The organism is Variovorax paradoxus NBRC 15149 (genome assembly GCF_001591365.1).
GTDB classification, from domain to species: Bacteria; Pseudomonadota; Gammaproteobacteria; order Burkholderiales; family Burkholderiaceae_C; genus Variovorax; species Variovorax paradoxus.
Map to the genome: position 1 here is coordinate 473736 of NZ_BCUT01000001.1, position 19659 is coordinate 493394.

Below are 19659 nucleotides of genomic sequence, written 5' to 3' on the forward strand. Positions count from 1 at the left end.
CTCTCAGGCCAGGGCGCGCCGCAGCCAGGCGCTCAGCCGGTCGGTGGCCGCGACCAGCAGCACGAACACCAGCAGCATGGTGCTGACCTCGGCGCCGTTGAACATCTTCATCGACGCATCCATCTGCTGGCCGAGCCCGCCCGCGCCCACGAAGCCGAGCACCGCGGACGAGCGGATGGCGCACTCCCAACGATAGACGGTGTAGCTGGTGAGCTCGGCCGCGTTCTGCGGCAGCAGGCCGTAGAAAAAGGCCTGGATGCGGCCGGCGCCGTTGCGCAGCAGCGTCTCGGTCGGATGGGCATCGCCGCTCTCCAGTATCTCGCCGTAGACCTTGCCCAGCATGCCGGCATAGGTCAGCGCGATGGCCAGCACGCCGGCCGTGACGCCCAGCCCGACCACGCGCACGAACACCAGCGCCCAGATGAGTTCCGGCACGCTGCGCAGCACGATGAGCAGGCCGCGCACCGAAAAGCGCAGCACCGCCGGCAGCGCCGCCATGCGGCCGGCCAAGCCGGAGATGGAGAGCGAGCGCACCGACAGCAGCGTGAGCGGAACCGCCAGCACCATGGCCAGCGTGAGCCCGGCCGTGGCAATGGCCACCGTGCGCCAGGTTTCCCGCGCCACCAGCGCCAGGAACTCCGCGTCCATGCGCGGCGGCACGAAGCCGGCCAGAAATTGCAGTGCCGGCTCCATGCCGCCGGGCGCCAGCAGCAGCCAGGGCTTGAATTCGGTCAGCACGAGCATGGGCCACAGCACCACGGCCGCGGCCAGCAGCCAGAACACGCGGTGCGCCCAGGCGGGGTCGCGCTCGGCCGGTGTTGTGCGTGACGGGACGGCGGCCATGCTCAGCGGCAGTGCATCACGACAGGAGCCGCTTCGGCCGGACCCTCGTCGAGGACACCGGCCTGCGCCGGCTCCTGCGCATACAGCTCGCGCAAGAGGGCCGGCGTCACCTGCGCGGTCGGCAAGTCGAAAGCCAGCAATCCGTCGCGCAGGCCGATGATGCGCGGAAAGTGCTGCAGCGCGAGCGGCACGTCGTGCAGGGTGGCCACCAGTGTGGCCCCGCTGTCGCGCGCCCATTGCGTGAGGGTGTCCAGCGCCTGCCCGGCGCGGGCCGGGTCGAGCGCCGACAAGGGCTCGTCGACCAGCACCAGCTGCGCTTCGGACAGCAGGCCGCGCGCCAGCCCCACGCGCTGCCGCTCGCCGCCGGACAGCCGGTCCACGCGCGCGAAGAGCTTGTCCGCCATGTCGAAGCGCGCGAGCGCGGCGTCGGCCTGCGCGATGCCGGTCGGATAGAACAGGCTGCGCAGCGCCTGCCACAGCCCGATGCGCGGCAGCCGGCCGGCCAGCACCGCGGTCACCACGCGCTGGCGCGGCGGCAGCGGCGGCACCTGGGGCGCCAGGAACAGCCGGCCGCGCAGGCGCTGCAGTTCGCGCCGGGGCAGCCGCCACGGATCGCGGCCGTCGAGCTCGATGCTGCCGGCCGCGGGCGCGAGCGCACAGGCCATCAGGTGCAGCAGCGTCGTCTTGCCGGCGCCCGAGGGCCCGATCACCGCGGCCTGCTCGCCCGCCGCCACGTGCAGGTCCAGCGCCCGCAGCGCCGCCGGCGCCGCAGCGAGGGCCGCCGGGTGCCGGCCGGAGGCCGACCGCAGCTCGATGTTCACCGGCTTCGCTCCTGCATTGCGCCGGTCAGTTCAGCAGCCCGGCGTTGCGCGCCGCGGCCTCGATGCCCTTGTAGTTCTCGGCGCGCGTCGGCACGAAGCGCGTGGCACGCTGCAGCGCGAGGATGTCCTTGCCCTCAGGCGTGGCCGGGCTCAGCTCGATGAACGCGCGCACCAGCTGCTCGCGCCGGGCGGCCGGCATGTCGGCATGCACGGTCCAGTTGTAGTCGTAGTAGGCGGGCGTGGTGTAGAACACCCGCACCTTCGCCGGATCGACCTTCTTGTCGGCCACGAGCTTGTCCCACACCGAGATGTTGAGCGCCCCGGCGTCCACCTTGCCCGATGCCACTGCGGCCACCGTGGCATCGTGCGCGCCGGAATAGGCCACGCGCTTGAGGTCGCGGTCGGGGTCGATGCCGGCCGCCAGCAGGAAGCTGCGCGGCATCAGGTGGCCCGAGGTGCTGGACTGCGAGCCGAAGCTCAGGTTGCGGCCCTTGAGGTCGGCGAGCGAGCGGATGTCCGGATTCGTCGTGATGAACACCGAGCGGAATTTCTCGTCTTCCTCGCGCTGCACCAGCGGCACCACCTTGCCGCCCGAACGATGGCTGGCCTGCACGAAGGTGAAGCCGCCGAGCCAGGCCAGGTCGACCTGCTTGTTGGCCAGGGCCTCGACGGCGGCGGCGTAGTCGGTGACCGGCGTGAATTCGACCTTCACGCCCAGCTTGCGCTCCAGGTAGGCGGCCAGCGGCGCCGACTTGCGCGCGAGCTCGGTGGGCGATTCGTCGGGGATCGCGGTGATGCGGAAGGTTTGTTGGGCCTGCGCGGCCATGGCACCGGCCAGCAGGGCCAGCGCCAGCACGAAGCGCGGCAAGACAGCAAATTTCATGAGACTCCCGAAAAGCGAAGAACAAGGCGGGGATTAGACCGCAAGACCCCAATCACCCGCCGGGGGCCCGGCAGCTGCGGAAGCCGGCGAAGATGTCGCGGCGGTGCGGCTCGAAGAAGTTGCGGTAGCGCGCATGCGCGAGCGCCGCCGACGTGGCGTGGCAGGCGCCGCGCAGCACCCGCCGGGTGCCGAACCACGGCGCCGAGTAGTCGCGGTAGGGATGGGGCGCGAAGCCTGGGTAAGGCTCGAACGGGCTCGAGGTCCATTCCCAGACCCGGCCCCAGGCGAAGCCCGGCAGCGTGAGCGCCGCGCACTCCCATTCGGCTTCGGTCGGCAGCCGCCGCCCGGCCCAGCGGCACCAGGCCTCGGCTTCGTGCGCGTTCAGGTGGACCGCTGCGCCCTGCGGGTCGAGCGGCAGCCAGCGGCCGCCGCGCCGCTGCTGCCAGCCGGTGCCCGCCGCACGCAGATGGGCAGGGTGGCGCAGCAGCTGGCGCGCGAGCCAGTCGCGGCCCGCGTCGGACCACCACGCCGGGTGCTCGTAGCCGCCGGCTTCCACGAACGGCAGGAAGCGCGCCCAGCTCACGGCCTGCGCATCGATGCGCAGCGGCTCGATGCTCACGTCGTGGGACAGGAGCTCGTTGTCGAACGCAAAGCCGGTGCCTGCATCGGAACCCATGCGCAAGCGCTGCGCCGGCAGTTCCAGTTCGGCATCCTCTGCAAGCTGCGGCGCAACCCCGCCCTCGCGCAGCGCGATGCCCAGGCCCTCGGCCATGTAGGCCGCCGCTTCCGCATGCATGGCCTCGTGCAGGGCGACCAGGCGGAAGAAGTAGAGCGCATCGTCGTGCGCATCGGGCGGGAGCTCGTCCAGCAGGGCCAGCGTTTGCGCGAGCGTGCGTTCGAGGTAGTCGCGCGTGGCCTCGGCATCGGGCAGCGGGAGCGCCCAGCGGGTGCGGTGCGCCACGCGGCCGGAGTCGTACCAGGCATCGGCCTGCGGCAGCAGCGAAGGCTCGCGCGCGTGGTCCGGCTCGCAGGCCACGCCGCGTGCGCGCTGCCGGTTGCGGCCGATCCACCATTCCTGGAACCAGGCCACGTGGCCCAGCTCCCAGAGCGGCGGATTGAGTTCGGGCGCGTAGCCGATGCCGGGATAGGCATCCCCCAGCGCGGCCCGGAAATCGTCCGCGAGGTCGAGCGTGCGCCGCCGTGCAGCCAGCAGCGCCGCGCGCACCGATGCCGGCGGCCCCGCGCGCAGCGCGAGTGCCTCGGGCGCACCGGCCACGCTATAAACAGGCAATGTCGAATCCATCGCTTGTCATCGTAAGCCCGGCCTTGCCCGGCGCCAACAATGGCAACTGGCGCACCGCCCAGCGCTGGAAGGCCCTGCTGTCGCCCGTCTGCAGCGCGCGCGTGGTGCAGCAATGGCCCGATGCAGACGCATCGGCCGACACCGTGATGCTGGCGCTGCACGCGCGGCGCTCCGCGGAATCGATCGCGCACTGGGCCCACGCCCACCCCGGCCGCGGCCTGGGCGTGGTGCTGACCGGCACCGACCTGTACCAGGACATCGGCAGCGACCCGCAGGCGCAGCGCTCGCTGCAGCTGGCGCAGCGCCTGGTCGTGCTGCAGGCGCTGGGCGCCGAGGCCCTGCCGCCGGAGTGCCGGGCCAAGGCGCGCGTGGTGTACCAGTCGACATCCGCGCGCGCCGAGCTGCCCAAGTCCGCACGCCAACTGCGCGCGGTGATGGTCGGCCACCTGCGGCAGGTCAAGTCGCCGCAGACGCTGTTCGACGCGGCGCGCCTGCTGTGCGGGCGCGAGGACATCCGCATCGACCACATCGGCGACGCGGGCGATGCCGGGCTGGGCGAGCTTGCGCGCGCATTGGCAAGCGACTGCCCGGGCTACCGCTGGCTCGGCGCCCTGCCCCATGCGCAGACCCGCCAGCGCATCCAGCGCGCCCACGTGCTGGTGCACACCAGCGCGCTGGAAGGCGGGGCCCACGTGATCATGGAAGCGGTGCGCAGCGGCACGCCGGTGCTGGCGTCGCGCGTGCCGGGCAATGTCGGCATGCTCGGCAACGACTACGCGGGCTACTTTCCGCACGGGGATGCCGCCGCACTGGCGGCGCTGCTCGAGGCCTGCCGCGCGGGCCAGGGCTCCAAAGACCGCGCGGCCGGTCTGCTCGACAGCTTGCGCACACAATGCGCGTTGCGCGCGCCGCTGTTCGACCCCAGGGCCGAGCAGGCCGCACTGTTCCAACTCCTGAACGAACTCCAGCCACCACCACCATGAACGCTGCCCTCCCGCAAGCCCCCGCCGCCGAGCCCCGCCTCACCTCGCTGTCGCACGGCGGCGGCTGCGGCTGCAAGATCGCGCCCGGCGTGCTGTCGGAAATCCTCAAGGGCACGGCGCGCATGCCGATGCCGCCCGAGCTGCTGGTCGGCATCGAGACGGCCGACGACGCGGCCGTCTACCAGCTCAACGACGAGCAGGCGCTGATCGCCACCACCGACTTCTTCATGCCGATCGTCGACGATCCGTTCGACTTCGGCCGCATCGCGGCCACCAACGCGATCTCCGACGTGTATGCGATGGGCGGCAAGCCGATCCTGGCGCTCGCGCTGGTCGGCATGCCGATCAACGTGCTCAGCACGGCGACCATCGGGCGCATCCTCGAAGGCGGCGAATCGGTGTGCCGGGCGGCGGGCATTCCGATCGCGGGCGGCCACACCATCGATTCGGTCGAGGCCATCTACGGGCTGGTCGCGCTCGGCCTGGTCCACCCGAAGCGCGTCAAGCGCAATGCCGGCGCCAAGGCCGGCGACCTGCTGGTGCTGGGCAAGCCGCTGGGCGTGGGCATCCTGTCGGCGGCGCTCAAGAAGGAGGCACTCGACGCGGCCGGCTACCAACGCATGATCGCCACCACGACGCGGCTGAACACGTCCGGCCCCGAGCTCGCGGCGCTCGACGGCGTGCATGCGCTGACCGACGTGACGGGCTTCGGCTTGGCCGGCCATGCGCTGGAACTGGCACGCGGCGCAAAGCTGTCGCTGGAGATCGACTGGCAGCAGGTGCCCGTGCTGGAAGGCGTGCGCGGCCTGGTGCAGTCGGGACACGTCACCGGCGCATCCGGCCGCAACTGGGCCGGCTACGGCTCCGATGTGGCGCTGCCGCAGAACTTTGCCGAGGAAGAGCGCGCCCTGCTCACCGACCCGCAGACCAGCGGCGGACTGCTGGTTTCGTGCGCGCCCGAGGCGCTCGACGAGGTGCTGGCCATCTTCCGCCGGCATGGCTTCGACGACGCCGCGGTGATTGGCACTGCCAGCGCGCAAGGGAGCGCGCCGCGGCTGGTGATCCGCTGACGGGCTGCCGGGACCGCGGCTCGGGCTACCTCGCACCCAGTCGCTTCTGGATTGCGTTCATCTCATCGATCTCCTTGCGCTGCGAGCTCGAGATCTGCCCGCACAGCCTGACCAGTTCCGGGTCCTTGAGCTCGGCCTCGCGGCACATGAGGATGGCGCCCGAGTGGTGCGGCACCATCGAGGCGATGAACTGCCTGTCGCCGATCAGGCCCTGCTGCCGAGTCCCGGCCAGGGCGGCGACAAACAGGATCGCGAGCCCCGCATGGAGCGCCGCATTGAGCGCCTTGCTGCGGTACATGCCTCGCATGGTGGCGAGCATGATGATTCCCATCGGCGCGACCATGGTGAGCGCCATGTAGAACATGTTGAGGTTGTTCCGGAAGTCGCCCCAGCCGTCGATCATCGAAAACATGACCAGGTACATGACGGCGAGGCTGAGCAGCATGTTCACTGCAAACATCCCGTAGGGGTGCCCGCCTTGGTGCTGCGGGGCATGTTCGTGAGGTTCCATCGTGTTCTCTCTCTCTGCAAAGACGAGCATGGGCCCGTTGCCGTACCCTGCGCAACAAACGAAACCCGATGCTCCTTTTTTGTAAAGCTGTGCTCGCGTAGGAAAAAAGCGCATCGCCTCGTGGGAAGCTGCAAGCGGCGGCGCGGTGTTCGATGCGCCGCGCCATGGCTAAACGCGGGCATTGCTGGAGGCCACGCCGCGGCCGCTGGCCTCGCTCGCATCGCCCGAAGCACAGTCCCTTCCCGAAGAAATCTTCGCCTGAGCGGCGCGCACCGACGGCATCCCGCAAAAAACGGCCGAGCCTCTCCTAGTATTCTGGGAACGACATGAAGAACTGAGGGGCCCCGGTGGACATCTTCGAAAACGTGCTGCTCATGCTGGTCGCGGCCTGCCTGCTGCTGCAGCTTTCGCGGCGCCTTGCGCTGCCCTACCCGTCGATGCTGGCGCTGGCCGGCGTGGCGCTGGGCGCGATGCCCTGGGTGCCGCACATCAGCCTCGATCCGCACCTGGCGCTCGCGCTTTTCATCGCGCCTGCACTGCTCGACTCGGCCTTCGACACCGCGCCGCGCGAGCTGCGCCGCAACTGGCTGCCGCTGGTTTCGCTGGTGCTGGTGGCCGTGCTGCTGACCACCGCTGCGGTGGCATGGGCCGGCTGGGCATTCGCCGGCCTGCCGCTGGCCGCGGCCATCACGCTCGGCGCCATCGTCGCACCGCCCGATGCGGTGGCCGCCGCGGCGGTGATGCAGCAGTTCCGCATTCCGCGGCGCACGCTGTCGGTCATCAACGGCGAAAGCCTGCTCAATGACGCCGTCGCACTGCTGGTGTTCGGCGTGGCGGTGTCGGCCGCAGGCTCGGCGCACCTGCCGATCACCAGCTCGCTGCCGATGCTGCTGGTTGCAGTGCCGGGCGGCGCGCTGGTCGGCATCGCGTTTGCCAAGCTCAACCTGCACGTGGGCGCACCGCTCTTTGCCGGCACGCGCTCGGCCATCATCTTCCAGTTTGTCATGACCTTCGGCGCATGGATCGTGGCCGAGCGGCTGCACCTGTCGCCGATCATCTCGGTGGTCGCGTTCGGCATGACGCTGGGCCAATACGCGCCGGGCCGCAACGCACCGCGCGACCGCGTGCATTCCTACGCGGTGTGGGGCGCGGTGGTGTTCACGCTCAACGTGCTCGCGTTCTTCCTGATGGGCCTGCAGGCACGCGGCATCGTCGACCGGCTTTCGGAGCCCGCGCTTGCGCACGCGCTGCAATTCGCGGGCATCGTGCTGGCGCTGGTCATCGCCGTGCGTGTGGGCTGGGTGCTGTTCTACGGTGCGGTGATGCGCGCGGCCAAGCACCGGCTGGGCTTCAAGCCCCGGCGCATCGCGATTCCGTCGAAGCGCATCGGGCTGCTGGTGGGATGGTCGGGCATGCGTGGGCTGGTCACCATGGCCACGGCCTTCGCGCTGCCGCCCGACTTTCCGGGACGCGACCTGATCGTGCTGAGCGCGTTCGCGGTCGTGCTCGGCACGCTGGTGATCCAGGGCTTCACGATCGGGCCGCTGATCAGGGCCTTGAGGATCGCGCCCGATGCATCGCTCGAAGAAGAGATCTCGCTCGCGCGCACCGCCATGATGGATGCGGCGCTGTCTGCGCTCGAAGCCGAGAACGGCACCGAGGCCGAGGCCGTGCGCGACGAGTACCGCGCAGCGCGCGTGCTGGCGTCGGACACGGCCGAGCCGCAGGCGAAGACGGCGCACGACCGCCTGCGCGCCACGGCCATCCGCGCGCAGCGGCAGGCGCTCGACGGCCTGCGCGCGAGTGGCCGGATCGAGGACGACACCTACCACCGGCTCGAGGAGGAGATGGACTGGGCCGAGCTCAATGCGATCCCGGCCGCCGACGTGCGCCTGCAGAGCGTCTAGGCTTCTTCGTACCAGCGGTCCTTCGCCAGCATCACGCGGTGGTGCCCCTGCCCGGCCGGCATCATCGGAAAGCAGTTTTCCTGCGCGGCGACCTGCACGTCGAGGAAGAACGGGCCTTCGCTGGCCAGGCATTCGGCCAGCGCGGCTTCGAGTTCGGCCGGGTCCGACACGCGGCGTGCGCCCCAGCCGAAGGCCTTGGCCAGCGCCACGAAATCGGGCAGCGCCTCGTTCCAGCTGTGGCTCAGCCGGTTGCCGTGGTTGAGCTCCTGCCACTGCCGCACCATGCCCATGTAGCCGTTGTTGCACAGCACCAGCTTCACAGGCGCGCGGTGCTGCACCGCCGTCGACAGCTCCTGGATGTTCATGAGCACCGAGGCGTCGCCGCTCACGCAGACCGTCAGCGCATCGGGGTGGCCGATCTGCGCGCCGATGGCCGCGGGCAGCCCGTAGCCCATGGTGCCGGCGCCGCCCGAGGTGAGCCAGCGGCGCGGGCGGTCGAAGCGCAGGTATTGCGCGGCCCACATCTGGTGCTGGCCCACGTCGGTGGAGACGATCGCGTCGCGGCCCGCGATGGCGCGCTGCAGCGACGACATCAGCTGCTGCGGCAGGATGGCGTCGCCACGCTGCGCGAAGCGCAGGCACGCCTCGGCACGCCAGCGCTCGATGCGCTCCCACCAAGGCGCGAGCCGTTCGGGCGCAAGGCCTTCGGCCGGCAGCAGCGCAAGCACGGCGTCGAGGATCGCGGCGCAGTCGCCCACCATGGGCACATCGACCTTCACCACCTTGTTGATGCTGCCCGGATCAATGTCGATGTGGATCTTGCGCCCATGCGGACAGAACTCGTCGAGCTTGCCGGTCACGCGGTCGTCGAAGCGCGCACCGACGCACACCACCAGGTCGGCCTCGTGCATCGCAAGGTTGGCTTCGAGCATGCCGTGCATGCCCAGCATGCCGATGAATTTGGGGTCGGACGCGGGGAAGGCGCCGAGCCCCATCAGCGTGAGCGTGCACGGCGCATGCAGGCGCTGCACCAGCTGCGCGAAGGCCTCGCAGGCGGCCAGCCCCGAGTTGATCAGCCCGCCGCCGCCGTAGAGCACGGGCCGGCGCGCGGTCGAGAGCAGGTCGGCCGCGCGCTGCAGCATGGCCTTCGGCGGCAGCGCCGCCCTGCCCGTGCGGAGCGCGCGCAGCGGCTTTGGCGCAGTGCCATGCGCGAGGCGCGCGAGCTGGACATCCTTCGGCACGTCGAGCAGCACCGGCCCCGGCCGGCCCGAGGCGGCGATCTCCAGCGCGCGGCGCACCAGCGAAGGCACATCGTCCGCCGTGCGCACCTGCTGGTTCCACTTGGTGACGGGGCGCGACATGCCCAGCGCATCGCTCTCCTGGAAGGCCTGCGTGCCGATCACCGCGGTCGCGACCTGCCCGCTGATGCAGAGCACCGGCACTGAATCGCTCATGGCATCGAGCAGCCCCGTGATGGTGTTGCCCACGCCCGGCCCCGAGGTGACCAGCACCACGCCCACGCGCCCCGTGCTGCGCGCATAGCCCTCGGCCGCATGCACCGCGGCCTGCTCATGGCGCACCAGCACGTGGCGCAGCCGCGGCTCGCCATGCAGCGCGTCGTACAGCGGCAGCGCGGCGCCGCCCGGGTAGCCGAAGATGGTGTCGACGCCGCACTCGACCAGCGTGTCGAGCAGGGCCTCGGCGCCGTTGCGCACGCGGAAGGCGGCGCCGGGGACTTCGGGGTGGAGGGACGGGGAAGGCGTGAGGGGAAGGTCGAGCAGTCGCATGCCGTCTATTTTTCCGCTTCTGATGCAGAATTTGCTTCTTTCTTTTGGCTCTTTCGGTCCAATTCATGAAAACTCTTCGGAAAACAGCCTCCATTGAAGAAGGATCTTTCGACAAGATCGACATGGCGATCCTGCGGGTGCTGCTGCTCGATTCGCGCAAGACCCTGCAGGAGATCGGCAACGAGGTCGGCCTGTCGCCCACCAGCTGCTGGACGCGCATCAAGAAGCTCGAAGCCCATGGCGTCATCAAGCGCTACACCATCGACGTGGATCCGGCCAAGCTCGGCTACCACGATTCCGTGATCGTGCAGGTCACGCTCGAAAGCCACACCGACGAAACGCTCTACGACTTCGGCCGCGTGCTCGCGACCATTCCGGAGATCCAGGAGGCCTATCTTGTGTCGGGCGACTACGACTACTACATCCGCATTGCGGTGCGCGACACGCGCGACTACGAACGGCTGCTGCGCGAAAAGCTCTACAAGATCCCGGGCATCCGCCACAGCAAGTCGCATTTCGTGCTGCGCGTGCTCAAGGAAACCAGCGTGCCGGTGATCTGAGGGGGCTGGGCCGGCACACGAGCCAGCCGTCGATCTCGTCGATCGCATCGGCCTTGGGACCGCCCGCAAGCGCCTGCAGCCGTATCCGCGGCAGCAGGTCTTGCTTCACCTTCATTCTTCCGTCATCGAGGCGGCGATGCGCTTGGTGAGCGGATGCAAGAGGTAGACGAGCAGCGAGCGCTCTCCCGTCTTGAAGACCACCTCGACCGGCATGCCCGGCTGCAGCGAGCGCTTTCCGAGCTTCTTCAGGCCCTCTTGCGTCACGGCCACCCGCGCAAGGTAGTAGCTCGCGTTGGTCTGCGAATCGACCAGCAGGTCGCCGGAGACCGAGACCAGCCTGCCCTGCACCACGAGCTGCGGAGAATGGGCAAAATTCGAGAAGCGCACATCCACCGGTATGCCGGCGCGGACGCGGTCGATCAGGTGGGGCGGCACCCTGGTCTCGAGCAGCAAGGGCTCGTTGGCAGGAACCACGTCCATCAGTTTCTGCCCTGGCGCGACCACGCCGCCAACGGTCTGCGCCACCAGCGCCACCACCTGGCCCGAAGCGGGCGAGCGGATTTCGGTGCGGCCCAGTTCATCGCGCAAGGCAACGAACTTCTCGAAATCTCCAAGCACCTCGCGGCTGACTTCGGCCTGCTGGGTTTCCACCTCCTTGTGGTACTCCTGCTGCCGAACGATGGCGCGCTGGCGAAGCTCCGCGACCGATCGCCGCGCCCGGCCCATGTTGCCGATGAGTTCTGCGATGGAGGTGTTCGATTCCGCCACTTGCCGCTCCATCTCCAGCTGGCGATTGCGCGGGGCAAAGCCTTCGCCGACCATCTTGCGCATCTGGCCCAGTTCTTCGTCGAGGAGCGACAGCTGGGTCCGGCGGCTGCCCAACATGCTTGAATAGGCTTGGGACAGCTCCTGCTGGCCCTGGATGTTCTCTTCGATCGATTGCAGGTCGGCGCGCAAGGCGGCGCGGCGCGACCTGAGCAGGTGCTCCTGGTTGAACATCTGCTGGCGGATCAGCGGGTCCGAGGCCGCCGCCTGCAGGTCCGGATGAAAGTCGATGGTGTCCTGGCCCGCCTGTTCGGCCAGCAGCCGGCTCTGTATGGCACGAAAGCCCAGATAGCGCTGCCGCACGGTTTCGAAGCTCGCCCTGGCCGCGGCGTCGTCGAGCTTGAACAGCAACTGGCCTTCCTGGACCTGGTCGCCCTCGCCCACCCGCACCTCCTTGAGAATGCCGCCGATCTGGTGCTGGACAGCCTTGCGCTTGGTGTCGATGGCCACCTGCCCCTGGCTCGGCACGCCCTCGTCCAGCGGAGCAAAGGCAGCCCACAGCAGAAAGCCGCCGAATCCGGCAGCCAGCGCCCACGCACCGATGCGCCCTGCACGGCCGAACTCGTTTCCGAGGCCGTTGGCATCGTCCTGCGACAGACCGTTGTCCTCGGCCGGCAGGGGGTTGGAAGCGACGTCCCGCAGATTCGGTCTGGCCATTTGAAGCTCCCGGAGATGAATCGATGACAGGAGGAAAGCGCCGGCTCAAGCCGACTGCACCAGGACCGCCGTTCGCACCGGCGGCTGCGGGCGACGAAGGGATGCGAGCATGGCATCGCGCGGCCCGTCCGCGGCCAGCACGCCGTCCCGCAAGACCATGAGGCGGTCGGCAATCGAAACCGCGCCTTGGCGGTGCGTCACCAGGAACACCGTCTTTCCCTTGGCCTTCAACTGCCGTATGGCGCACACCAATGCGGCCTCCCCGGCGTCGTCGAGGTTGGCATTCGGCTCATCCAGGACGATGAGCGACGGGTCGCCATAGATCGCACGCGCGAGTCCGATGCGCTGCCTCTGCCCGCCAGACAGCAGACTGCCTGCATCGCCGATGGGGGTGTCGTAGCCTTTGGGAAAACGCAGGATCGTCTCGTGCATGCCCGCGCTGCTTGCGGCCTCGATGACCTTGCGCGAGTCGATCTCCCCGAGCCGCGCGATGTTTTCGGCGATGGTGCCGCCGAACAACTCCACGTCCTGCGGCAAATAGCCGATATGCGGCCCCAGTTCCAGGCGGTTCCAGCCGCCGATCGGCTCCCCGTCGAGCAGCACCGCGCCGGAAGACGGGCTCCAGATGCCCACCACCACCTTCGCGAGCGTCGACTTGCCCGAGCCCGAAGGGCCCAGCACCGCAACCACGGTTCCTGCGGGAACCGCAAAAGAAATACCCTGGAGGATCGGCGCCGCGCGGCCGGCGGCCCCTGCAGAGACAGCCTCCAGGCTGATGGTGCCGGTCGGCCGGCCCCGGGAAGGGGGGTGGCCGCGTTCGGGAAATTCGTCCAGCAGCCTTTCGAGACGCTGGAACGCGCTGCGGCAGGAGAAGAAGCCGCGCCATGTGCCGACCAACTGGTCGATCGGCACGAGCGCACGGCTCATCAGCACGTTCGCCGCAATCATGGCGCTTGGCGACAACTGGCCATCGATCACCAGCAGCGCGCCGGCCCCCAATGCGAGCGACTGCTGGCTGTAGCGTATGAACTTGCTCCAGCCGGCAACGCGGTTGATGAGGCCCTGCGCGAGCGCACCCTTGTCCATGGTGGCCGCATGCTGGCGATTCCAGCGCCTTTGCAGATTGGCGACCATGCCCATCGATTCGAGCACCTCGATGTTCCGGAGCTTGTCCTGCAAGTCGCCCGCCGTCTCTCCCGCGGCTTTCAGGACCTCTTCCGACGGCGCGACGGTCTGCCGCTGTCCGAACCAGGCCAGTGCGGCCTGGACCAGCGCGAACCCCAGCGCCAGGATGCCGAGCCAGGGATGAAGAAAGGAGATCACCGCAATGTAGATCGGCGTCCAGGGCGCATCGAAGAGCGCAAAGACGCCGGAGCCGGTGAGAAACTGGCGGATCTGGTTGAGGTCTGCGAACGGCCTGGACTGGCTGGACGCCGACTGGGCCAGATAAGCCAGGAAGCTTCCGTTGAACACCCGCGTGCTCAGTTGCCGGTCGAAGCGCAGGCTGGCCCGGACCAGCAGGCGCGATCGCAGCCATTCCGACAAGGCCAGCGCCATGAACAGGAGCAGCGTGATCAAGGACACCGCGAGCAATGTCAGCTCGCTTTGACTGGACAGCACGCGGTCGAATACCTGCAGCATGTAGAGGGTCGGCGCGAGCATGAGCAGGTTGGCCAGAAAGCTCAGCGACCCGACCAGCAGGAACTCCCTGCGGAACCCCCAGAGCGCGCGTGCCAGTTCGCTGCGGCTGAAGAACGAAGGCTTGTTCATGGCTGCGCGCCCGCTTCTGGCGCGACGCTCGCGGCGTTGGCCGCCTTGCGCACGCGCTCCATCGCCTGCTCGCCGGCTCGCCGCAGCGCGGCCAGCACTTCGTCGCGTGGGCCGAACCCCTGCATCGCGCCGTCGCTCAGCACCAGCATCTTGTCGGCCACGGCCAGCACGCTGGTGCGGTGCGTCATGACGACGAACGTGGTGCCGCGCGCCTTGAGTTTCAGGATGGCGGCCGTCAATGCGGCGTCACCGGCATCGTCGAGGCTCGAGTTCGGTTCGTCGAGCACCACCAGCGCGGGCTCGCCGTAAAGAGCGCGCGCCAGTGCAACCCGCTGCCGCTGGCCGCCCGACAGTGCCGTGCCTTCGCGCCCGACCGGGCTGTCATAGCCCAGCGGAAGGCTCGTGATGCCGGCATGCAGGTCGACGGCCAGCGCAGCCTCCTTGACCTTCGAAGGCCGCACCTCTCCAAAGCGCGCAATGTTCTCGGCCAAGGTGCCTTCGAGCAACTCCACGTCCTGGGGCAGATAGCCGATGTGCGGGCCGAGTTCGGCCTTGTCCCACGCGAACACGTCCGCGCCGTCCAGCCGCACCTTGCCGCTCGCGGCCGGCCAAAGGCCCACGATGAGGCGCGCCAGGGTCGTCTTCCCCGCGGCGGAGGGGCCGACAACTGCAAGCACCTCGCCAGGCAGCAGGCTGAAAGCCACGTTCTTCAAGATGGCCGGGCCGCCGCCCGGAGCGCCCGCGACAAGGCTTTCGACCTGCAGCGCGCCTCTGGGCGGCGGCAGGGCCATCGTCTGCGGCCGCGGCGCGATGGCGCTCAACAGGCTGCCCAGGCGCAGCCATGCATCGCCCGCGTGGACCACCATGCGCCATTGCGCCACCAGCTGCACCAGCGGTGCCAGGGCCCGGCCGCCCAGGATCGAGCCGACAATGATCATCCCGGCATCGCCGTTGAGCTGGTTCTTCAGCAGCAGCCAGGCCCCGAGGCCGAGCAACAGGGAACCCATGGCGACCTGCATGAACTTGCCGACGGCCTGGCAGGCCCCGGCGTTGTCCGAGGCCAGGGCTTCGCGCTGCAGGAAATCGCGCCGCTTGCCCATCCAGCGGCGATGCACGTCCCGCAGCATGCCCATCGACTCGATCACCTGCGAATTTCGCAGCGCCGCATCCGCATACTGCTGCGCCTCGATCGCGCATCGATTGGCCGCCACCAGCGGCGGACGCGTGTTCCGGTCGTTGAGCCAGCCGACGAACACCTGCAGCAGCGAGCCCACCACGGCCGACCAGCCCAGCACGGGGCTGATGGCGAACATCAGCCCCATGAAGACCAGAGCCACCGGCGCTTCCATCAGCGCCAGCAGCGGCGGTGAATACAGGAATTCGCGCAAGGTGCGAAGGTCGTTGAGCGGCTGCACGGTGCCGCCCGGCAAGCGCTTGAGGCCGGCTTCGAAGATGGCGGCGAAGACGCGATTGCGCAGCCTCTGATCGAGCTTCTGCCCAGCCCGGTACATCACCTCGGCGCGCGCCCAGTCGAGCACTTCCATCAGGCCGTAGGCGGCCAGGACCAGCAGCGTCAGCATGGCCAGCGTGAGCGTGCTGCGGCTGTTCACGACCCGCCCGTACACCTCGAGCATGTACGCGCTAGGCGCCAGCAGGAGAAGGCCCGAGCACACGCTGAACCAGGCCGCCCGCACGAAGCAGGCGTTGAGCGCTGTCACCGCCCCGCGCAGTTCGCCAGACTTTTCCTGAGGTTTCATGGCACCTCGCAGATTCGACAATCGATACCCTAGACGGCCTCCGTCTGCTGGGTGGGTGTGCCGATCAGGTTGGCCACGCCATCGATCTCCAGGTGGACACCAAAGTCGAAGTTCGCGTAGTCGGCATCGCCGTCGATCACCTGGCCGGTAAAGTTCAGGTCCACGTCCGAATTGATGGTCGCCGATGTGATCACGTCGATCTTGATGATCTTGAACACGTCGTTGTCCGACGTATCTGCATAGTTCATCCCGGTCGCCGTCAGGTTCACCGAGCCGTGGGTACTCAGGCTGATGCCCGTGCCGGTGATGTCTTCGGTGCTGCTCATGACCTGCACGCCCGCGATCTTGTAGTGGGCGCTGTCGTAGTCGTCCGTGCCGATGCTGACGATCTTCATGCCTCCTGCGGCGGACTGGTAGTCCGTCGCAGCGTTGGCAACGAGCAGCGTGGTCATCGAGACGCTGCTGTCCGTCTTGCTGACCAGCTTCAGCATGACGGCCACGTCTTCGCCGTCCGTGATCTGATCGATCGTGATGTTCAATCCGTCTGCGTAGGCCTTGTCCGTGCCGACGACGGTGGCGTTGGGCCGCTGCGGCGGACTCGTCAGGTTGGGATCGCTCACCGGATTCGACCTGTAGAAGTCGAAGTTCAGCAACTCGCCGGCCTGGACGGTGTCGGAGTTCACACCAAGCGTGTTGGTCGCGACATTGACAAAGCCGGCGCTCACGCTGTTGAAGGTTTCGCCCGCCGTATATGCGTGATCGGTGCCTGACACCAGGTCGCTGGTGTCGCTTGGAGGCGTGGCAGCCCTGGCGGACAGCACGCCGAAGAAGTCGCTGCTGTACTGCTGGACCACGATCTCCGGCGAGTTGTTGCCTTCCGTGTCGTAGTTGAAGGAGGTCAGCGGCGCACTCGTGGAGAACGTCGTCTGTCCACCGAAGACCTGGTCCAGGTCGAAGGTGAAAGTGCCGTCCGTCTTGTTGAAGATGACCGTGCCGGTTGCCGCCTGCGTCGTCGTCGACGTCGGCCCGGGGTAGTAGTTGAAGCTGAAGTTGTAGGTGACCGTCGTGGCGTCTTCGGCAAAGTGCGCGACGGCCGCATCGGTGATGGGGCGCCCGCCGGCGGTCGTTCCCGTGAGGCTGTTGAGCACGATGCCGTCGATCGACGCGTTGTCCACGTCGTCCGCGCCCACGGAGAAGTTGTAGGTGCCGGCAATGGGCTGGGCGTCGTTCGCTCCGGTGAGGTCCGAGATGGCGGTCACCGTCGGGCCGTGGTCGTCGAACTTGATGTTGGCGCCGATGTTGAGCACCTTCGAATCGCTGGCGGTGTCGCCGTCCCCGTCGGTGACCGTCACCGTGTTGGTCAAGGTGACCAGCGTGTCGGCCAGCGTGGCCTGCTGGGCCGCGTAGTTGGAACCCGCGCCCGGCAGCGCGTGGTCGATTTCCGCAAACTGCCGCAAGGTCACCGAACCAGTCGCGCTCACCGCCAGGTCGAAGATGGTGTTGTCCGCCGTGATGGCGCCCGCGGCGGCGGCCGTCGAACCGATGACATTCCCGCCCACCAGGTACAGCTTGATGGAGACGGCGTCGCTCGTGAGTCCGGATGCTCCGCCCGGCGCGGACAGGCCGAGCGCAAAGGCCGAACCGGTGGTGCCCGGCCCGTCGGCGCCGTAGCTGCTCGATGTGACGCCGAAGGCCGTCGCGAAGTTCTGCGTGTCGGAGTCGGTGGCTGCGCCGATGGTCTGGGCGTCCTGCGTGTTGAGCAGGATGGTGTCGGTGGGCGTTGCCAGCACGACCGAGGGGCCGTGGTCATCGAACTTGATGTTGCCGCCGATGTTGAGCGCCTTGGAATCGCTCGCGGTATCGCCGTCCTGGTCGGTGATCGTCACCGTATCGCTGAGCGTGACAAGGTCGTCGGCCATCGTGGCCTGCTGGGCCGCGTAGTTCGACGAGGACCCCGGAAGCGCGTGGTCGATTTCCGAGAACTGCTGCAGCGTCACCGAACCGCTTGCGCTCACGGCCAGGTCGAAAATAGTGTTGGTCGCAAGAATGCCGGCTTCGGTGCCGGAGGTCGAGCCAATGACCTTGCCGCTCACCAGATACAGGTAGATGGTCGCGCCATCGCTCTTGAGGCCTGAGTCCCCACCTTGCGTTTTCACGCCGAGCGCGAAGGCCGCGTCGGTGGAGCCCGCTCCATCGGCGCCATAGCTGCTCGACGCCGTGCCGAAGGCGGTCGCGAAGTTCGTGTTGGCGGAGTCGGTGTTGGCTCCGATGGTGTCGGCGTCCTGCGTGTTGACCAGCGCGGTGTCGGTGGGCGTCGCCAGCACGATGGACGGCCCGTCGTCCTCGAAATTCATCGTCGAGCCGACCTCTGCCGTTGCGGAGGAGACCTGCAGCAGCCTGAACCCCCCGATGTCGAAGTCGGCGTGGGTGTTGCCCGATGCATTGAGGGCCGCCCCGTTTTCGATGAGTACGCGGTTGTGGTCGGCCGACGTCGTGTACTCGATGGATTGGCCGGCCTTGACGCCGGTGATCGTCGCAACGCCGCCGGTAATGCTGATGCCGATGGCCGAACTCACTCCGCCCTCGGCGCCGTTCGCGAAGGTTTCGTAGACCGCCCCGGTCACGGAGTCGAGTACGCGCACGCTCGTGATCGAGATCACCGTGTCGCCCGCATAGCCATCGACGAAGCTGGTGCCGGACTCGACCGCCGTGCTGTACGCGCTGATCTTGACCTGGGCACTCTTTCCGCTTTGCAACTGCACAACGTCAAAGTCGGCGGTCCTCGCACCGAACATGCCGGTGAAGTCGATGTTCGACTCCAGATCGGCTTCGTTCTGGTCCAGGTTCGGGATGGTGACATCGGCCTTGGCGCCGGTCACGAACGTGAAGCGGATGCCTTCCTGCTCGGTGATCATCTGGCTGTTGGTGCCGAACGTGGTCGGTCCGCCGGCCTTGCTGGTGTTGATCGTGTCTCCGGTGCTGATGTTGATGTCGTCATGGGTGTCGGCTGCATCGGCCCCGGACTGATTGGCCGGGTCCTTTCCGGTCGCGATGATCGTCACGTCGGAAATGCGGCCGTTGACGATGGTCGGGTTCTCCTTCGTGAACATCAGGAACAGGTTCTGGCCGGATGGCGCACCTTCGAGATTGAACTCCGCATCCTGGCTGACGCTCACGAAGACCTTGTTCAGCAGGTTGACTGAATCGTCGGCGTTGGCCGGATCGGGGTTCGATATCGCTTCATACTGGACCATCCAGATCTTGGCGCCCGACACCGGGGTTCCCGTTTCCTCCAGGTAGGCGGCAAACACGATGACACCGGCGCTGGTCTTTCCCAGGACGATGTTGTTGTTGGCCGTATCGGTGAACAGGAAGATGTCTTCGCCATCGGCGGTGTTGAGACCGCTGTCCAGGCCATTGAGCGGAGCGCCCGTCGAGCCGGTGAACGAAAGATCGGTGACCGTGCCGGTTGCGGTGAACGTGAATGCGTTGGCGCCGGTGCTGCTCCCCCCCGCATAGCCGCTCAAGGCGGCTTTGGTTGGAGCCGCCGCACCCAGGGTGCTCAGGCGGCTGCTGAAAGCGGTCGGCAGCGAGCTTGCGAGGATGTCATTGTCGTTAGCGTCTTGCGCAGGTGCGGGGGTAGCGACAGAGTTCTGCAGCCCGGCGGATTCATCCAGGGTGACGGTCGAGATGGCCGTCGTGATCAGCACAGACATAAACGCTCCTCGAGTTAGGAAAAATACGGCCGACGGAGAACCGCGCAACTCGAAACGGGCCGCGCTTGCTGGCAATGGAGCAGGTTCACTTATCAGCAAAGGGGAGACGATGCTGAACCGCGGGCCCGCGCACTGTCCATAGTTCGAAAGTTGTCACCCATAGGGTGACGCGCCGCGCCGCCATCGCGGCCTGGACCGCCGCATACATCTCGATACCTTGCAACGCCCAGGAATCATTCCGAACAATCGTGTAACCCTTTATCATT

Annotated in this window: 15 protein-coding genes; 4 read left to right on the forward strand and 11 right to left on the reverse strand. The window is 67.9% G+C overall.

What is annotated here, in order from left to right; genetic code table 11:
* Nucleotides 1-3: 3 nt before the first annotated feature.
* From VPA02S_RS02190 to senA, 4 genes are read right to left on the reverse strand one after another with little or no spacing between them, the layout of a single operon-like run.
* Nucleotides 4-843 (reverse strand): PhnE/PtxC family ABC transporter permease, encoded by an 840-nt coding sequence (locus VPA02S_RS02190; RefSeq protein ID WP_012747187.1) that lies wholly within the window; start codon nt 841-843, stop codon nt 4-6.
* A 2-nt stretch (nt 844-845) separates the two neighbouring features.
* Nucleotides 846-1664, reverse strand: a complete 819-nt coding sequence (locus VPA02S_RS02195) for a phosphonate ABC transporter ATP-binding protein (protein ID WP_062361874.1) — start codon at nt 1662-1664, stop codon at nt 846-848.
* Nucleotides 1665-1689: 25 nt separating this feature from the next.
* A complete protein-coding gene (locus VPA02S_RS02200) occupies nt 1690-2547 on the reverse strand; it encodes a putative selenate ABC transporter substrate-binding protein (protein WP_062361876.1) in 858 nt (285 codons plus the stop codon).
* A 52-nt stretch (nt 2548-2599) separates the two neighbouring features.
* Entirely contained in the window at nt 2600-3850 is a 1251-nt protein-coding gene (gene senA, locus VPA02S_RS02205) for a selenoneine synthase SenA (RefSeq protein ID WP_062361878.1), read from the reverse strand.
* On the opposite strand from senA, the gene senB reads away from it, so the two are divergent.
* Nucleotides 3838-4833 (forward strand): selenosugar synthase SenB, encoded by a 996-nt coding sequence (senB, locus tag VPA02S_RS02210; RefSeq protein WP_080642484.1) that lies wholly within the window; start codon nt 3838-3840, stop codon nt 4831-4833. The genes senA and senB overlap by 13 nt on opposite strands.
* Nucleotides 4830-5903 (forward strand): selenophosphate synthetase SenC, encoded by a 1074-nt coding sequence (gene senC, locus VPA02S_RS02215; RefSeq protein ID WP_062361881.1) that lies wholly within the window; start codon nt 4830-4832, stop codon nt 5901-5903. Before senB ends, senC begins: the two co-directional genes overlap by 4 nt.
* A gap of 25 nt (nt 5904-5928) precedes the next feature.
* On the opposite strand, the gene VPA02S_RS02220 is transcribed toward senC, so the two are convergent.
* Nucleotides 5929-6414: a DUF305 domain-containing protein gene (locus tag VPA02S_RS02220; protein WP_230537695.1), complete on the reverse strand. Its 486-nt coding sequence runs from the start codon at nt 6412-6414 to the stop codon at nt 5929-5931.
* 347 nt (nt 6415-6761) lie between these two features.
* On the opposite strand from VPA02S_RS02220, the gene VPA02S_RS02225 reads away from it, so the two are divergent.
* A complete protein-coding gene (locus VPA02S_RS02225; protein ID WP_062361884.1) occupies nt 6762-8321 on the forward strand; it encodes a cation:proton antiporter in 1560 nt (519 codons plus the stop codon).
* On the opposite strand, the gene ilvB is transcribed toward VPA02S_RS02225, so the two are convergent.
* On the reverse strand, nt 8318-10108 hold the full coding sequence (gene ilvB, locus VPA02S_RS02230) for a biosynthetic-type acetolactate synthase large subunit (protein WP_062361886.1): 1791 nt from the start codon (nt 10106-10108) through the stop codon (nt 8318-8320). The genes VPA02S_RS02225 and ilvB overlap by 4 nt on opposite strands.
* A 65-nt stretch (nt 10109-10173) precedes the next feature.
* Here ilvB and VPA02S_RS02235 point away from each other — a divergent pair, with 65 nt between their 5' ends.
* A complete protein-coding gene (locus VPA02S_RS02235; RefSeq protein ID WP_196230422.1) occupies nt 10174-10668 on the forward strand; it encodes an Lrp/AsnC family transcriptional regulator in 495 nt (164 codons plus the stop codon).
* On the opposite strand, the gene VPA02S_RS31640 is transcribed toward VPA02S_RS02235, so the two are convergent.
* The 5 genes from VPA02S_RS31640 to VPA02S_RS02255 are packed head-to-tail and all read right to left on the reverse strand — an operon-like array spanning nt 10640 to nt 19393.
* The gene (locus VPA02S_RS31640; RefSeq protein WP_018902840.1) at nt 10640-10783 is read right to left on the reverse strand and encodes a hypothetical protein; all 144 of its coding nucleotides are present in this window, start codon (nt 10781-10783) and stop codon (nt 10640-10642) included. The two genes, VPA02S_RS02235 and VPA02S_RS31640, sit on opposite strands and share 29 nt — an antisense overlap.
* On the reverse strand, nt 10780-12150 hold the full coding sequence (locus VPA02S_RS02240; RefSeq protein ID WP_018902841.1) for an HlyD family type I secretion periplasmic adaptor subunit: 1371 nt from the start codon (nt 12148-12150) through the stop codon (nt 10780-10782). The genes VPA02S_RS31640 and VPA02S_RS02240 overlap by 4 nt, the downstream gene beginning before the upstream one ends.
* A gap of 45 nt (nt 12151-12195) precedes the next feature.
* Nucleotides 12196-13920, reverse strand: coding sequence for a type I secretion system permease/ATPase (locus VPA02S_RS02245; protein WP_018902842.1), 1725 nt, complete (start codon nt 13918-13920; stop codon nt 12196-12198).
* Nucleotides 13917-15677, reverse strand: a complete 1761-nt coding sequence (locus VPA02S_RS02250; RefSeq protein ID WP_038106472.1) for a type I secretion system permease/ATPase — start codon at nt 15675-15677, stop codon at nt 13917-13919. The genes VPA02S_RS02245 and VPA02S_RS02250 overlap by 4 nt, the downstream gene beginning before the upstream one ends.
* A gap of 29 nt (nt 15678-15706) precedes the next feature.
* Nucleotides 15707-19393: a DUF5801 repeats-in-toxin domain-containing protein gene (locus VPA02S_RS02255; protein WP_018902844.1), complete on the reverse strand. Its 3687-nt coding sequence runs from the start codon at nt 19391-19393 to the stop codon at nt 15707-15709.
* Nucleotides 19394-19659 lie beyond the last annotated feature (266 nt).

Coding starts and splice junctions, on each gene's coding strand:
- VPA02S_RS02240 (WP_018902841.1), bottom strand. CDS start 12,150: ATGGCCAGACCGAATCTGCGGGACGTCGCTTCCAACCCCCTGCCGGCC.
- VPA02S_RS02250 (WP_038106472.1), bottom strand. CDS start 15,677: ATGAAACCTCAGGAAAAGTCTGGCGAACTGCGCGGGGCGGTGACAGCG.
- VPA02S_RS02200 (WP_062361876.1), bottom strand. CDS start 2,547: ATGAAATTTGCTGTCTTGCCGCGCTTCGTGCTGGCGCTGGCCCTGCTG.
- VPA02S_RS02190 (WP_012747187.1), bottom strand. CDS start 843: ATGGCCGCCGTCCCGTCACGCACAACACCGGCCGAGCGCGACCCCGCC.
- senB (WP_080642484.1), top strand. CDS start 3,838: ATGTCGAATCCATCGCTTGTCATCGTAAGCCCGGCCTTGCCCGGCGCC.
- ilvB (WP_062361886.1), bottom strand. CDS start 10,108: ATGCGACTGCTCGACCTTCCCCTCACGCCTTCCCCGTCCCTCCACCCC.
- VPA02S_RS31640 (WP_018902840.1), bottom strand. CDS start 10,783: ATGAAGGTGAAGCAAGACCTGCTGCCGCGGATACGGCTGCAGGCGCTT.
- VPA02S_RS02220 (WP_230537695.1), bottom strand. CDS start 6,414: ATGGAACCTCACGAACATGCCCCGCAGCACCAAGGCGGGCACCCCTAC.
- VPA02S_RS02245 (WP_018902842.1), bottom strand. CDS start 13,920: ATGAACAAGCCTTCGTTCTTCAGCCGCAGCGAACTGGCACGCGCGCTC.
- VPA02S_RS02255 (WP_018902844.1), bottom strand. CDS start 19,393: ATGTCTGTGCTGATCACGACGGCCATCTCGACCGTCACCCTGGATGAA.
- senA (WP_062361878.1), bottom strand. CDS start 3,850: ATGGATTCGACATTGCCTGTTTATAGCGTGGCCGGTGCGCCCGAGGCA.
- VPA02S_RS02235 (WP_196230422.1), top strand. CDS start 10,174: ATGAAAACTCTTCGGAAAACAGCCTCCATTGAAGAAGGATCTTTCGAC.
- senC (WP_062361881.1), top strand. CDS start 4,830: ATGAACGCTGCCCTCCCGCAAGCCCCCGCCGCCGAGCCCCGCCTCACC.